Source organism: Pseudomonas sp. TE3911, from assembly GCF_054062775.1.
The window spans coordinates 6,141,930-6,155,560 of the sequence record NZ_JBSSFP010000001.1; the positions used below are offsets into that span (position 1 = coordinate 6,141,930).

Genomic DNA, 13,631 nt, shown 5'->3' on the forward strand with positions numbered 1-13,631 from the left:
AAGGTGCGGGTATGAGCGAGGTGGATTCAAATGATGTGCTGGTCAGCTTTCGTGGCGTGCAGAAGAGCTACGACGGCGAGAACCTGATCGTCAAAGACCTCAACCTGGAAATTCGCAAGGGCGAGTTCCTCACCTTGCTCGGGCCTTCCGGTTCGGGCAAGACCACCAGCCTGATGATGCTCGCCGGGTTTGAGACGCCGACTGCCGGTGAAATCCAGCTGGCCGGGCGCTCCATCAACAACGTGCCGCCGCACAAGCGCGACATTGGCATGGTGTTCCAGAACTACGCGCTGTTCCCGCACATGACCGTGGCCGAGAACCTGGCGTTTCCCTTGTCCGTGCGCGGTTTGAGCAAGACCGATGTCAGTGAGCGGGTCAAGCGCGTACTGAGCATGGTCCAGCTCGACGCGTTCGCCCAGCGCTACCCGGCGCAACTGTCCGGCGGCCAGCAACAGCGTGTGGCCCTGGCCCGCGCGTTGGTGTTCGAACCGCAACTGGTACTGATGGACGAACCGCTCGGCGCTCTCGACAAGCAATTGCGCGAACACATGCAGATGGAGATCAAGCACCTGCACCAACGTCTCGGCGTGACAGTGGTGTACGTGACCCATGACCAGGGTGAAGCCCTGACCATGTCCGACCGCGTGGCGGTGTTCCATCAGGGCGAGATCCAGCAGATCGCCCCGCCGCGCACGCTGTATGAAGAACCGAAGAACACCTTCGTCGCTAACTTTATTGGCGAGAACAACCGCCTCAACGGCCGCTTGCACAGCCACACCGGCGACCGCTGCGTGGTCGAGCTGGCGCGCGGCGAGAAGGTTGAAGCACTGGCGATCAATGTCGGCCAGATCGGTGGCCCTGTAACGCTATCGGTGCGTCCGGAACGGGTCAGCCTCAATGGCTCCAGCGAAAGCTGCATCAACCGCTTCTCCGGGCGGGTGGCCGAATTTATCTACCTGGGCGACCACGTGCGTGTGCGCCTGGAAGTCTGCGGCAAGACCGATTTTTTTGTGAAACAACCGATTGCCGAGCTGGACCCAGCACTGGCGGTCGGCGACGTGGTACCGATTGGCTGGCAAGTCGAGCACGTTCGCGCACTCGACCCACTTCTAGAGGCGAATTGATCGCCCCATGGCTTCACCAACCCTGCACGTGGAGAGAACAACAATGTTGAGATCCCTGAAGTATTCCGTCCTGGCCTTGAGCTTGATGGGCGCGACACAGGCCATGGCCGGCCCGGACCTGACCGTCGTGTCCTTTGGTGGCGCGAACAAGGCTGCACAGGTCAAGGCCTTCTATGCACCGTGGGAAAGCGCGGGCAACGGCAAGATCGTCGCCGGTGAGTACAACGGTGAGATGGCCAAGGTCAAAGCCATGGTCGACACCAAAAGCGTGTCCTGGGACCTGGTAGAAGTGGAATCGCCGGAACTGTCCCGCGGTTGTGACGAAGACATGTTCGAACCGCTGGACCCGAAACTGTTCGGCGACAGCGCCAACTACGTGAAGGGTGCGATCCAGCCATGCGGCGTGGGTTTCTTCGTGTGGTCGACTGTGTTGGCGTACAACGCCGACAAACTGGCTTCCGCGCCAACCAGCTGGGCGGATTTCTGGGACACCAAGAAATTCCCGGGCAAGCGCGGCCTGCGCAAAGGCGCCAAGTACACCCTGGAATTCGCCTTGATGGCCGACGGCGTAGCGCCGAAGGACGTGTACAAAGTGCTGGCCGGCAAAGATGGCCAAGACCGTGCGTTCAAGAAACTCGACGAACTCAAGCCGTCGATCCAATGGTGGGAAGCTGGCGCACAACCGCCGCAGTACCTCGCATCGGGTGACGTGGTGATGAGCTCGGCTTACAACGGCCGAATCGCTGCCGTGCAGAAAGAAAGCAACCTGAAAGTGGTGTGGAACGGCGGCATCTACGACTTCGATGCATGGGCGATTCCAAAAGGTCTGGCCAAGGATCGCGCAGAAGCGGCGAAGAAATTCATCGCCTTCTCGGTCGCACCGCAGCAGCAGAAGACCTACTCGGAAAACATCGCCTACGGCCCGGCCAACACCCAAGCCGTACCGTTGCTGGCCAAGGACATCCTCAAGGACATGCCGACTACGCCAGAGAACATCGCCAACCAGGTGCAGATCGACGTGAGCTTCTGGGCGGACAACGGCGAGCAGCTTGAGCAGCGCTTCAATTCTTGGGCTGCCAAGTAACCCGCCTGCTGTGTTCAATGGGCTTTTGTGGTGAGCGGGCCTGCCCCGCGCTGGACTGCGAAGCAGTCCCAAACCAGGCGCCGTGTTCTGTCTGAAAGAACGCGGTGACTGTCAGAGGGGCCGCTTCGCCACCCTGCGCGGGGCATGCCCGCTCAACACAGCGTCTGAGCCCAGGCACAGGTTTGTCGTCACTTTCAGATTTTCGGAGTTAGCCATGGCCATCGCCGTTCCCTCGAACGAGGTCAACAGCCCCACCCTCAAGCAGCGCCTGGCGCGTGCCGAGCGGGTCAATCGCTGGAAGGCCCAGGCCTTGATTGCACCGCTGGTGCTGTTTTTGCTGCTGGTGTTTCTGGTGCCGATCGTCGCGCTTTTGTTCAAGAGCGTCGGTAATCCGGAAGTGGTGGGCGGCCTGCCGCGTACCGTGGTGGCGGTGACTGCCTGGGACGGCCGTGGTCTGCCGGGTGAACCGGTGTATCAGGCTCTCAGTGAAGACCTGGGCGAGGCGCGCAAAAACCAGACCCTGGGCGATCTGTCTAAACGCTTGAACATGGAGCTGGCCGGCTATCGTAGCCTGCTGACCAAAACCGCGCGGGCGCTGCCGTTCACCGAAGCGCCTGCCTCCTATAAAGAAGCGCTGGAAACCCTCGACGAACGCTGGGGCGACCCGGCGTACTGGCAAGCGATCCGGCGTAATACCAGCAGCCTGACACCGTTCTACCTGCTGGCGGCCGTCGATCACCGCATCGACGACCTCGGCGAAGTGGCCCCGGCAACCCCGGATCAGGCGATCTATCTGGATATCTTTGCCCGTACCTTCTGGATGGGCCTGGTGATCACCGTGATCTGCCTGTTGTTGGCCTATCCCCTGGCGTATCTGCTGGCCAACCTGCCGGCGCGTAAAAGCAACCTGCTGATGATTCTCGTGCTGCTGCCGTTCTGGACCTCGATCCTGGTGCGAGTTGCAGCGTGGATCGTGCTGTTGCAATCCGGCGGTCTGATCAACAGTGCGCTGATGGGCATGGGGCTGATCGATAAGCCCCTGGAGTTGGTGTTCAACCGCACCGGTGTCTACATCTCCATGGTGCACATCCTGCTGCCGTTCATGATTCTGCCGATCTACAGCGTGATGAAAGGCATCTCGCCGACCTACATGCGTGCGGCGATTTCCCTGGGCTGCCACCCGTTCGCCAGTTTTTGGCGCGTGTACTTCCCGCAGACCTACGCCGGCGTTGGCGCTGGTTGCCTGTTGGTGTTCATCCTGGCGATTGGTTACTACATCACCCCGGCACTGTTGGGCAGCCCGAACGACCAGATGGTCAGCTACTTCGTGGCCTTCTACACCAACACCAGCATCAACTGGGGCATGGCGACGGCGTTGGGCGGCTTACTGCTGCTGGCGACCGTGGTGCTGTACCTGATCTACAACCGTTTGGTCGGCGCCAGCCGCCTGCGCCTGAGCTGAGGAGACCTTGCGATGCTGAGCCCTTATATGTCGCCCGTTGAGCGGGTTTGGTTCTACAGCTTGCGGATCCTCTGCGGCTTGATTCTGCTGTTCCTGATCTTGCCCGTGCTGGTGATCATCCCGCTGTCGTTCAACAGCGGCAGTTTTCTGGTGTACCCGTTGCAGGGCTTCTCGCTGCACTGGTACCAGGACTTCTTCGCTTCAGCTGAATGGATGCGAGCGCTGAAGAACAGCATCATCGTCGCCCCGGCGGCCACCGTGCTGGCCATGGTGTTTGGTACGCTGGCGGCGATTGGCCTGACCCGTGGCAATTTCCCCGGCAAAGCACTGGTCATGGCGCTGGTGATTTCGCCGATGGTGGTACCGGTGGTGATCATCGGCGTGGCCAGCTACCTGTTTTTTGCGCCGCTGGGTTTGGGTAACAGCTTTTTCTCGCTGATCGTGGTGCACGCGGTGTTGGGTGTACCGTTTGTGATCATCACGGTGTCGGCGACGTTGCAGGGGTTTAATCACAATCTGGTGCGTGCTGCGGCCAGCCTGGGGGCTTCGCCACTGACTGCGTTTCGTCGGGTGACCTTGCCGTTGATTGCGCCGGGGGTGATTTCCGGGGCGCTGTTTGCGTTCGCGACCTCGTTCGACGAGGTGGTGGTGACGCTGTTCCTCGCCGGCCCTGAACAAGCGACCCTGCCACGGCAGATGTTCAGCGGTATCCGCGAAAACCTCAGCCCCACTATTGCGGCGGCTGCGACGTTGCTGATTGCCTTCTCGGTGTTGCTGTTGCTGACCCTGGAATGGCTGCGCGGCCGTAGCGAGAAACTGCGTACTGCCCAAGTCTAAAGCCCAGCACAGAACCCGTGTGGGAGGGGGCAAGCCTCCTCCCACACGGGTTCTGTGACCATTCAGCTGCTGAATGAAAGACAACCTGTTTCGGTCAGCTACTCTTGTGCCAGCCCATCGACTAATAAGAGGCCGCGCACATGAGTACTTCCTCATTCAAGATCGCCCACAAATTGCTGACCGGCGCTGGCGCCATCGAACAACTGGCCTTTGAACTCACGCGCCTGGATGTGGATAACCCGCTGATCGTGACCGACGCCGTGCTGGTCAAATCCGGCACCGTGGCGCTGGCGCTTGAACACCTGGGTGAACGCCCCTACGAAATTTTTGATCGCGTGCTGCCCGACCCGGAAATCGCCATCGTCGAAGACTGCATGCAGGCTTATCGCGACGGCGGGCACGACGGCCTGATTGGGCTGGGCGGCGGCAGTGCCATCGACATCGCTAAAAGTGTGGCCGCCTACGCCGGTTACCATGGCGCCCTGGCCGACTTGTTTGGTGTCGACCAGGTACCGCGCAAGGGCCCGCCGCTGATCGCCATCCCGACTACGGCCGGCACCGGCTCGGAGGTGACCAATGTGGCGATCCTCTCCGACAAGGCCGCACAGCTGAAAAAAGGCATCGTCAGCGACTACCTTTTGCCGGATGTGGCGCTGATCAGCCCGCAAATGACCCTGACCTGCCCACGCAGTGTCACCGCCGCCAGTGGTGTAGATGCGCTGGTGCATGCCATTGAGTCCTACCTGTCGCTGAATGCCTCGCCGATCACGGACGCCTTGGCCATCGGCGCAATCAAGCTGATCGCCAAGGCGCTGCCCAAGGCCTACGCCAACCCCGCCAACCTCCAGGCCCGCGACGACATGGCCACCGCCAGCCTGATGGCCGGCATGGCGTTCGGGAATGCCGGGGTGGGTGCGGTGCACGCGTTGGCTTATCCACTGGGCGGGCGTTTCAATATCGCCCATGGCGTGAGTAACGCGCTGTTACTGCCCTATGTGATGCACTGGAACAAGCTGGCGTGTGTCGAGCGGATGCAGGACATTGCCCAGGCCATGGGCGTGAATATCACTGGGTTAAGTGCCAATGACGCGGCCGACCAGGCGGTCGAGGCGATGACGCGACTCTGCGCCGCAGTGGAGATCCCGGAAGGGCTTCACAGTTTCGGGATTCCCGAAGGCGCAATTCCCACCATGGCTGCCGAAGCGGCAGGTATCGAACGGTTGATGCGTAACAACCCGCGCAAGCTCAGCGTGGCGGATATCGAGAAAATCTACCGGACCGCTTACTAGCCATTGAGCCAGGTCACGGTGCGCGCAGCAAAGCATGAGGTATACAATGCGCGCCATCGTGATTTAGCTCAAAAAAGGTGCGTCATGCAGCCCTTCGTCATTGCTCCATCGATTCTCTCCGCCGATTTTGCCCGCCTGGGTGAGGAAGTGGACAACGTGTTGGCCGCCGGTGCCGACTTCGTGCACTTCGATGTCATGGACAACCACTACGTGCCCAACCTGACCATCGGTCCGATGGTCTGCGCAGCGTTGCGCAAATACGGCGTTACCGCGCCGATCGATGCGCACCTGATGGTGAGCCCGGTAGACCGCATCATCGGCGACTTCATCGAAGCCGGTGCAACCTACATCACCTTCCACCCGGAAGCCTCGCTGCACGTCGACCGTACCTTGCAACTGATCCGCGAAGGCGGCTGCAAGGCGGGCCTGGTGTTCAACCCAGCTACCCCGTTGGACGTGCTCAAGTACGTGATGGACAAGGTCGACATGGTGTTGCTGATGAGCGTCAACCCAGGTTTCGGCGGGCAGAAGTTCATCCCCGGCACCCTCGACAAGCTGCGCGAAGCCCGCGCGCTGATCGATGCGTCCGGTCGTGATATCCGCCTGGAAATCGACGGTGGGGTCAACGTCAACAATATCCGTGAAATCGCAGCGGCTGGCGCCGATACGTTCGTGGCCGGTTCGGCGATCTTCAACGCGCCGAACTACCAGGAAGTCATCGACAAGATGCGTGCCGAACTGGCGCTGGCACGTCCATGAGCGGCTTTGAGCAGCTGTTTCCCGGCAAACTGCCACGGTTGGTGATGTTCGATCTGGACGGTACGCTGATCGACTCGGTGCCAGACCTGGCGGCGGCGGTGGACCAAATGCTGCTCAAGCTGGGACGCAAGCCGGCGGGGATCGAGTCTGTACGCGAATGGGTTGGCAATGGCGTGCAGATGCTGGTGCGCCGGGCCCTGGCTAACCATATCGACGCTGAAGGCGTCGATGACGTGGAAGCCGAGCATGCGCTGGAGTTATTCAATGTTGCTTATGAGGACGGCCACGAACTGACCGTGGTTTACCCCGGCGTGCGCGACACCCTCAAATGGCTGCACAAACAGGGCGTGGAAATGGCCCTGATCACCAACAAGCCGGAGCGCTTCGTAGCGCCGCTGTTGGACCAGATGAAAATCGGCCGGTATTTCCGCTGGATCATCGGTGGCGATACCTTGCCACAGAAGAAACCCGACCCGGCGGCGCTGTTTTTCGTGATGAAAATGGCCAATATCCCGGCGTCCCAGTCGCTGTTTGTCGGCGACTCGCGCAGTGATGTGCAGGCGGCAAAAGCCGCGGGTGTTCAGTGTGTAGCCCTAAGCTACGGTTATAACCATGGCCGGCCGATTGCCGAAGAGTCGCCGGCGCTGGTCATTGATGACCTGCGACTGCTAATCCCCGGTTGCTTGGGAGCGGGCGCTGAGATAACGTTGCCCGACATCGATAAGTCCCCTTCTGGAAATTCCATCGTGGTGGTCACTCGCAAACTCTGGATGAAAGTCATCAAGGCCCTGGCCCGCTGGCGTTGGCGCGCCTGACTGATCCTGGCCGCGCCCTGCGGCACGTTTGCATACCTGACTGTTAGACCCTCACGCCACGAGGCACATCATGATCCGCGAAGAATTCCTGCGTTTGGCCGCTGCCGGCTATAACCGTATCCCCCTGGCCTGCGAAACCCTGGCCGACTTCGACACGCCACTGTCGATCTACCTGAAACTGGCCGACGAGCCCAACTCCTATCTGCTGGAGTCGGTACAGGGCGGCGAGAAGTGGGGCCGTTACTCGATCATCGGCCTGCCATGCCGCACGGTGCTGCGGGTACACGACCATCATGTGAGCATTACCCATGATGGCGTCGAGATCGAAAGCCATGACGTTGAAGACCCGCTTGCCTTCGTCGAAGCCTTCAAGGCGCGCTACAACGTGCCGACCATTGCGGGTCTGCCGCGTTTTAACGGCGGGCTGGTGGGTTACTTCGGCTACGACTGCGTGCGTTACGTGGAAAAACGCCTGGGCAAATGCCCGAACCCGGACCCGCTGGGCGTGCCGGATATTCTGCTGATGGTGTCTGACGCGGTGGTGGTTTTCGACAACCTCGCCGGCAAGATGCACGCGATTGTGCTCGCTGACCCATCCCAAGCTGACGCCTTCGAACAGGGCCTGGCCAGCCTGGAAGCCCTTCTGGAAAAACTGCGGCAGCCGATCACCCCGCGTCGCGGCCTGGACCTCAGCCGTCCGCCGGCGGCTGATCCGGTGTTCCGCTCCAGCTTTACCCAGGATGACTATGAGCGCGCGGTCGATACCATCAAGGAATACATCCTCGCCGGTGACTGCATGCAGGTGGTGCCGTCGCAACGCATGTCCATCGACTTCAAGGCTGCGCCCATTGACCTGTACCGGGCGCTGCGCTGCTTCAACCCGACGCCGTACATGTACTTCTTCAACTTTGGCGACTTCCACGTAGTGGGCAGCTCGCCGGAAGTGCTGGTGCGTGTCGAGGATAACCTGATCACCGTGCGCCCGATCGCCGGCACTCGTCCGCGTGGCGCGACTGAAGAAGCGGATCTGGCGCTGGAAGAAGACCTGCTCAGCGACGATAAGGAAATCGCCGAGCACTTGATGCTGATCGACCTGGGCCGTAACGACACCGGGCGCGTTTCGGAAATTGGCTCGGTGAAGCTGACCGAGAAGATGGTCATCGAGCGTTATTCCAACGTGATGCACATCGTGTCCAACGTCACCGGTGAACTGAAAGCCGGGTTGACGGCAATGGACGCACTGCGGGCGATTCTGCCGGCGGGCACGTTGTCGGGCGCGCCGAAGATTCGCGCGATGGAAATCATCGACGAGTTGGAACCGGTCAAGCGTGGTGTCTACGGCGGCGCCGTGGGGTATTTCGCCTGGAACGGCAATATGGACACCGCTATTGCGATCCGCACGGCAGTGATCAAGGACGGGGAGCTGCATGTGCAGGCCGGTGGCGGGATCGTCGCCGACTCGGTACCGGCCCTCGAATGGGAAGAAACCCTGAACAAGCGCCGCGCGATGTTCCGCGCTGTTGCGCTGGCTGAACAGACCCCCAATTCCTGAGGTTTCCCCATGTTGCTGATGATTGATAACTACGATTCCTTTACCTACAACGTTGTGCAGTACCTGGGCGAACTCGGTGCCGAGGTCAAGGTGGTGCGCAACGACGAGCTGACCGTGGCCGAGATCGCCGCGCTGAATCCCGAGCGCATCGTGGTTTCGCCGGGCCCGTGCACGCCGACCGAGGCGGGTATTTCTCTCGAAGCCATCAAGTACTTCGCCGGCAAGCTGCCAATCCTGGGTGTATGCCTGGGCCACCAATCCATTGGCCAGGCCTTTGGTGGTGACGTGGTGCGTGCGCGCCAAGTGATGCACGGCAAGACCAGTCCGGTGTTCCATAAGGACCTGGGCGTATTCCAGGCACTCAACAACCCGGTGACTGTGACTCGCTACCACTCGCTGGTGGTCAAGCGCGAAACCCTGCCGGAATGTCTGGAGCTGACTGCCTGGACACAGCTGGAAGACGGCTCGGTCGACGAGATCATGGGCCTGCGTCACAAGACACTGAACATCGAAGGGGTGCAATTTCACCCCGAGTCGATCCTGACCGAGCAGGGCTACGAGCTGTTCGCCAACTTTCTCAAGCAGAGCGGCGGCACGCGCTAAGGACTTTCCATGGATATCAAGACTGCCCTGAGCCGTATCGTCGGCCATCTGGACCTGAGCACCGCTGAAATGAGCGATGTGATGCGCGAGATCATGACCGGCCAATGCACTGACGCGCAGATCGGCGCGTTTATGATGGCAATGCGCATGAAGAGCGAGAGCATCGACGAGATCGTCGGCGCGGTTTCGGTGATGCGTGAGTTGGCCGACAAGGTCGAGCTTAAAACCCTCGACGGTGTGGTCGATGTGGTTGGCACCGGCGGCGACGGTGCGAATATTTTCAACGTGTCGACGGCTTCATCCTTTGTGGTCGCGGCGGCGGGCTGCACCGTGGCCAAGCACGGTAACCGTGCGGTGTCCGGTAAGAGCGGCAGTGCCGACCTGCTGGAAGCGGCCGGCATCTACCTGAACCTGACACCGGTACAAGTGGCGCGCTGCATCGACAACGTCGGCATCGGCTTTATGTTTGCCCAGTCCCATCATGGTGCAATGAAGCACGCCGCCGGTCCGCGCAAAGACCTTGGCCTGCGTACGCTGTTCAACATGCTCGGCCCGCTTACGAATCCGGCCGGTGTAAAGCACCAGGTGGTGGGCGTATTCAGTCAGGCGTTGTGCAAACCGTTGGCTGAAGTGCTGCAACGCCTGGGCAGCAAGCATGTGCTGGTGGTGCATTCCAAAGATGGCCTGGATGAATTCAGCCTGGCCGCGCCGACCTTTGTGGCGGAGCTGAAGAATGACCAGATCACCGAGTATTGGGTCGAGCCAGAAGACCTGGGCATGAAGAGCCAGAGCCTGCATGGCTTGGCGGTAGAAAGCCCGGCGGCGTCCTTGGAGTTGATTCGCGATGCCCTGGGGCGGCGTAAGACTGAGAACGGTCAAAAAGCTGCGGAAATGATTGTTCTGAATGCTGGCGCGGCACTTTACGCTGCCGACCATGCCTATAGTCTTAAGGAAGGTGTCGAATTGGCCCACGATGCGCTGCACACCGGTCTGGCTCGTGAAAAGCTCGAAGAGCTGGGAGCATTCACCGCTGTATTCAAGATGGAGAATGAAGGATGAGTGTTCCGACCGTTCTGGAAAAGATCCTGGCCCGCAAGGCTGAAGAAGTCGCCGAACGCCGTGCCCGTGTGAGCCTGGCCGAGCTGGAAGCCCAAGCGAAAGCCGCTGACGCACCGCGTGGATTTGCCAATGCACTGATCGCCCAGGCCAAGCTCAAGCATCCGGCGGTGATCGCGGAGATCAAGAAGGCTTCGCCGAGCAAGGGTGTTATCCGCGAGCACTTTGTGCCAGCGGAAATCGCGGTCAGCTACGAAAAGGGCGGGGCGACATGCCTGTCCGTATTGACTGATATCGATTATTTCCAGGGTTCCGACCTGTTCCTGCAGCAGGCCCGTGCGGCGTGCAAGTTACCGGTGATCCGCAAGGATTTCATGGTCGACCCGTACCAGATCGTCGAAGCCCGTGCCTTGGGCGCCGACTGCGTTCTGCTGATCGTCTCCGCTCTGGATGACGTGAAGATGGCCGAGCTGGCGGCCGTGGCCAAAAGCGTCGGCCTGGACGTGCTGGTGGAAGTGCACGACGGCGATGAGCTGGAGCGCGCACTCAAAACCCTCGACACACCGCTGGTGGGGGTCAACAACCGTAACCTGCACACCTTTGAAGTCAGCCTGGAAAACACTCTCGACCTGCTGCCGCGTATTCCACGCGACCGCCTGGTGATCACTGAGAGCGGCATTGTTAACCGCGCCGACGTGGAGCTGATGGAAATCAGCAACGTGTACTCGTTCCTGGTGGGCGAGACCTTCATGCGCGCCGAGAACCCGGGGGCGGAACTGCAGCGTCTGTTCTTCCCGGAGCGTGGCGTGGCGGTCAGCGGTTCAACTCTCGATTGATTTGACCCACGGTCAATATTTGAAATGCAGTCAAATGTGGGAGGGGGCTTGCTCCCGATAGCGGAGTGTCAGTTGACTTGTTCATCAACTGACAGAATGCCATCGGGAGCAAGCCCCCTCCCACATTGGGTCCTGTGGTTATGCCGATAGGTAGGTGTTAGATGACTCAGCCAGTAAAGATGACCGTCGAAGCAGGCCTTGCCGCCGAGCAAGCCTTGTTGGCTGCCGTTTGTGCTGGTGACCAGGAGTTCGGCCTGCTGTTCTGGCAACCCAGTGATCAAGCCTTGGTGATGCCGCGTCGTCTGAGTCGGTTGCCGGCATTCGAAGCCGCCAGCCAAGTCTCGGCCGATTACGGTTGGCCGGTGTTGCTGCGTGAGACCGGTGGCGAACCGGTGCCGCAGTCCAGCGCTACGGTCAATATCGCCCTGGTCTACGCTCCGCCGCGCAGTGAAGGCGATCAAGGCCGCATCGAAACCGGTTACCAGCGCCTATGCCAGCCGATCTGCGATTTACTCATCGAGTTGGGCGGCGATGCCTCCGTCGGGGAAATCGAAGGTGCATTCTGCGACGGTCGTTACAACGTCAACCTGAACGGGCGCAAAATGGTCGGCACGGCCCAGCGCTGGCGGCAAAGCGGTGGCCGACCGGTAGGGTTGGTGCACGGTGCGTTGTTGCTGGATAACGATCGCGAAGAACTGATCGCGGCGGTCAATCGCTTCAACGAAGCCTGCGGTCTGGAGCAACGGGTTCGTGCCGACAGCCATATCGCCTTGCACGAAGCTTTCCCCGCGCCGGATGCCATCAGCCGATTGGATACCTTGTACCGTCAGATGCTGGCCAGCTTCCTGCCGGGTTAGCGAGTACCGAACACCACCATTGTCTTGCCTTTGACGTGGACCAGGTTGCGCTCTTCCAGGTCCTTGAGCACGCGGCCGACCATCTCTCGTGAACAGCCGACAATTCGCCCGATTTCCTGACGGGTGATCTTGATTTGCATGCCGTCGGGATGAGTCATTGCATCGGGCTGTTTGCACAGCTCCAGCAGGCAACGGGCCACGCGACCGGTAACGTCGAAGAATGCCAAGTCGCCGACCTTGCGCGTGGTGTCACGCAGGCGCTGGGCGATCTGACCGCTGAGTGCGTAGAGAATGTCGGGATCGTGTTGAGCCAGCTCGCGAAATTTGGTGTAACTGATCTCGGCCACTTCGCACTCGACCTTGGCCCGCACCCAGGCGCTACGCTCCTGTTCCTTGCCGGCTTGCTCAAACAGCCCCAGTTCCCCGAAGAAATCCCCCGTGTTCAGGTAGGCGATGATCATCTCGCGGCCGTCTTCATCCTCGATCAGAATGGTGACTGAGCCCTTGATAATGAAGAACAACGTTTCGGAGCGCTCGCCGGCGCAGATGATGTTGTGCTTGGCCGGGTAACGTCGGCGCTGGCAATGCATCAGCAGCTTGTCGAGATTCTTGATCTTGGGTATGGGCGTCAGAGCAACCATGGTTGTATCCCGAAAGGCAGCGCGAGGTGGTTGGAATTGTTGTACTCGGCGGTATCGGCATTGATACACGCTTTATAAAGGGTGGCAATGCGCCACTCATTTGGCGTCAGCTTAACAGACACATTCTGACTCGATTAGCCAATTTACCGAGCAAGCCCCGTTATTGATCACATAGATGGGAAACGCTGTCGCGCTCAGGCCCTGTGCTAAGCTGGCGACCCTTTTTTAGCAGTGGAGTCTGGGCGATGAAGGCACGCATCCAATGGGCGGGCGAAGCCATGTTCCTCGGTGAGTCGGGCAGTGGCCATGTAGTGGTCATGGATGGCCCGCCTGAAGCCGGTGGCCGCAACCTGGGCGTACGTCCGATGGAAATGCTCCTGCTGGGCGTGGGCGGTTGCAGCAATTTCGACGTGGTCAGCATCCTGAAAAAATCCCGACAGGCCGTGGAAAGCTGTGAAGCCTTCCTGGAAGCCGAGCGCGCCACTGAAGATCCCAAGGTGTTCACTAAGATCCATATGCACTTCGTGGTGAAGGGCCGAGGGCTGAAGGAGGCTCAGGTCAAGCGCGCCATCGAGCTGTCGGCAGAGAAGTACTGCTCGGCGTCGATCATGCTCGGTGCGGCCGGCGTGGCCATTACCCATGACTACGAGATTATCGAGTTGGGTTAATCGTCGATTGGCAAAAGAAAAGGGCGCTTTGAAAGCGCCCTTTTTTTC

14 protein-coding genes are annotated in these 13,631 nt (G+C 60.2%); 13 read left to right on the top strand and 1 reads right to left on the bottom strand.

The annotated features are described in order from the left end of the window. Window positions 1–11: 11 nt before the first annotated feature. The 12 genes from ACVWXD_RS27940 to ACVWXD_RS27995 all read left to right on the top strand — a co-directional run bounded on the left by ACVWXD_RS27940 (window position 12) and on the right by ACVWXD_RS27995 (window position 12,274). Window positions 12–1,124 carry an ABC transporter ATP-binding protein gene (locus ACVWXD_RS27940; protein WP_032883846.1) on the top strand — a complete coding sequence of 371 codons (1,113 nt, stop codon included), beginning with the start codon at window positions 12–14 and terminating at the stop codon, window positions 1,122–1,124. Between the two features lie 43 nt (window positions 1,125–1,167). Further along, window positions 1,168–2,208, top strand: a complete 1,041-nt coding sequence (locus ACVWXD_RS27945; protein WP_032883845.1) for an ABC transporter substrate-binding protein — start codon at window positions 1,168–1,170, stop codon at window positions 2,206–2,208. A 214-nt stretch (window positions 2,209–2,422) separates the two neighbouring features. Continuing rightward, window positions 2,423–3,670: an ABC transporter permease gene (locus ACVWXD_RS27950; protein WP_032883844.1), complete on the top strand. Its 1,248-nt coding sequence runs from the start codon at window positions 2,423–2,425 to the stop codon at window positions 3,668–3,670. A gap of 12 nt (window positions 3,671–3,682) precedes the next feature. Beyond that, entirely contained in the window at window positions 3,683–4,507 is an 825-nt protein-coding gene (locus ACVWXD_RS27955; protein ID WP_017739612.1) for an ABC transporter permease, read from the top strand. Window positions 4,508–4,647: 140 nt separating this feature from the next. After that, window positions 4,648–5,796 carry an iron-containing alcohol dehydrogenase gene (locus tag ACVWXD_RS27960; RefSeq protein ID WP_457371544.1) on the top strand — a complete coding sequence of 383 codons (1,149 nt, stop codon included), beginning with the start codon at window positions 4,648–4,650 and terminating at the stop codon, window positions 5,794–5,796. A gap of 84 nt (window positions 5,797–5,880) precedes the next feature. After that, window positions 5,881–6,555: a ribulose-phosphate 3-epimerase gene (gene rpe / locus ACVWXD_RS27965; protein ID WP_032883842.1), complete on the top strand. Its 675-nt coding sequence runs from the start codon at window positions 5,881–5,883 to the stop codon at window positions 6,553–6,555. Then, entirely contained in the window at window positions 6,552–7,370 is an 819-nt protein-coding gene (locus ACVWXD_RS27970) for a phosphoglycolate phosphatase (RefSeq protein ID WP_032883841.1), read from the top strand. Before rpe ends, ACVWXD_RS27970 begins: the two co-directional genes overlap by 4 nt. A 70-nt stretch (window positions 7,371–7,440) precedes the next feature. Then, window positions 7,441–8,922 carry an anthranilate synthase component I gene (trpE, locus tag ACVWXD_RS27975; RefSeq protein ID WP_179179817.1) on the top strand — a complete coding sequence of 494 codons (1,482 nt, stop codon included), beginning with the start codon at window positions 7,441–7,443 and terminating at the stop codon, window positions 8,920–8,922. Between the two features lie 9 nt (window positions 8,923–8,931). Further along, a complete protein-coding gene (locus ACVWXD_RS27980) occupies window positions 8,932–9,525 on the top strand; it encodes an aminodeoxychorismate/anthranilate synthase component II (protein WP_024077700.1) in 594 nt (197 codons plus the stop codon). A gap of 9 nt (window positions 9,526–9,534) precedes the next feature. Next, entirely contained in the window at window positions 9,535–10,584 is a 1,050-nt protein-coding gene (gene trpD / locus ACVWXD_RS27985) for an anthranilate phosphoribosyltransferase (RefSeq protein WP_032883837.1), read from the top strand. Continuing rightward, window positions 10,581–11,417 (top strand): indole-3-glycerol phosphate synthase TrpC, encoded by an 837-nt coding sequence (trpC, locus tag ACVWXD_RS27990; protein ID WP_095185035.1) that lies wholly within the window; start codon window positions 10,581–10,583, stop codon window positions 11,415–11,417. Before trpD ends, trpC begins: the two co-directional genes overlap by 4 nt. 161 nt (window positions 11,418–11,578) lie before the next feature. Beyond that, a complete protein-coding gene (locus tag ACVWXD_RS27995) occupies window positions 11,579–12,274 on the top strand; it encodes a lipoate--protein ligase family protein (protein WP_032883833.1) in 696 nt (231 codons plus the stop codon). Here the strand turns inward: ACVWXD_RS27995 and crp are convergent. Then, window positions 12,271–12,915, bottom strand: a complete 645-nt coding sequence (gene crp / locus ACVWXD_RS28000; RefSeq protein WP_032883832.1) for a cAMP-activated global transcriptional regulator CRP — start codon at window positions 12,913–12,915, stop codon at window positions 12,271–12,273. The genes ACVWXD_RS27995 and crp overlap by 4 nt on opposite strands. A 245-nt stretch (window positions 12,916–13,160) precedes the next feature. On the opposite strand from crp, the gene ACVWXD_RS28005 reads away from it, so the two are divergent. Then, window positions 13,161–13,583: an OsmC family protein gene (locus ACVWXD_RS28005; protein WP_003176451.1), complete on the top strand. Its 423-nt coding sequence runs from the start codon at window positions 13,161–13,163 to the stop codon at window positions 13,581–13,583. The last annotated feature ends 48 nt before the right edge of the window (window positions 13,584–13,631 follow it).

Excerpts from the sequence above, each read along its gene's own strand:
- ACVWXD_RS27940 (WP_032883846.1), top strand. The coding sequence starts at position 12 with ATGAGCGAGGTGGATTCAAATGATGTGCTGGTCAGCTTTCGTGGCGTG.
- ACVWXD_RS27945 (WP_032883845.1), top strand. The coding sequence starts at position 1,168 with ATGTTGAGATCCCTGAAGTATTCCGTCCTGGCCTTGAGCTTGATGGGC.
- ACVWXD_RS27950 (WP_032883844.1), top strand. The coding sequence starts at position 2,423 with ATGGCCATCGCCGTTCCCTCGAACGAGGTCAACAGCCCCACCCTCAAG.
- ACVWXD_RS27955 (WP_017739612.1), top strand. The coding sequence starts at position 3,683 with ATGCTGAGCCCTTATATGTCGCCCGTTGAGCGGGTTTGGTTCTACAGC.
- ACVWXD_RS27960 (WP_457371544.1), top strand. The coding sequence starts at position 4,648 with ATGAGTACTTCCTCATTCAAGATCGCCCACAAATTGCTGACCGGCGCT.
- rpe (WP_032883842.1), top strand. The coding sequence starts at position 5,881 with ATGCAGCCCTTCGTCATTGCTCCATCGATTCTCTCCGCCGATTTTGCC.
- ACVWXD_RS27970 (WP_032883841.1), top strand. The coding sequence starts at position 6,552 with ATGAGCGGCTTTGAGCAGCTGTTTCCCGGCAAACTGCCACGGTTGGTG.
- trpE (WP_179179817.1), top strand. The coding sequence starts at position 7,441 with ATGATCCGCGAAGAATTCCTGCGTTTGGCCGCTGCCGGCTATAACCGT.
- ACVWXD_RS27980 (WP_024077700.1), top strand. The coding sequence starts at position 8,932 with ATGTTGCTGATGATTGATAACTACGATTCCTTTACCTACAACGTTGTG.
- trpD (WP_032883837.1), top strand. The coding sequence starts at position 9,535 with ATGGATATCAAGACTGCCCTGAGCCGTATCGTCGGCCATCTGGACCTG.
- trpC (WP_095185035.1), top strand. The coding sequence starts at position 10,581 with ATGAGTGTTCCGACCGTTCTGGAAAAGATCCTGGCCCGCAAGGCTGAA.
- ACVWXD_RS27995 (WP_032883833.1), top strand. The coding sequence starts at position 11,579 with ATGACTCAGCCAGTAAAGATGACCGTCGAAGCAGGCCTTGCCGCCGAG.
- crp (WP_032883832.1), bottom strand. The coding sequence starts at position 12,915 with ATGGTTGCTCTGACGCCCATACCCAAGATCAAGAATCTCGACAAGCTG.
- ACVWXD_RS28005 (WP_003176451.1), top strand. The coding sequence starts at position 13,161 with ATGAAGGCACGCATCCAATGGGCGGGCGAAGCCATGTTCCTCGGTGAG.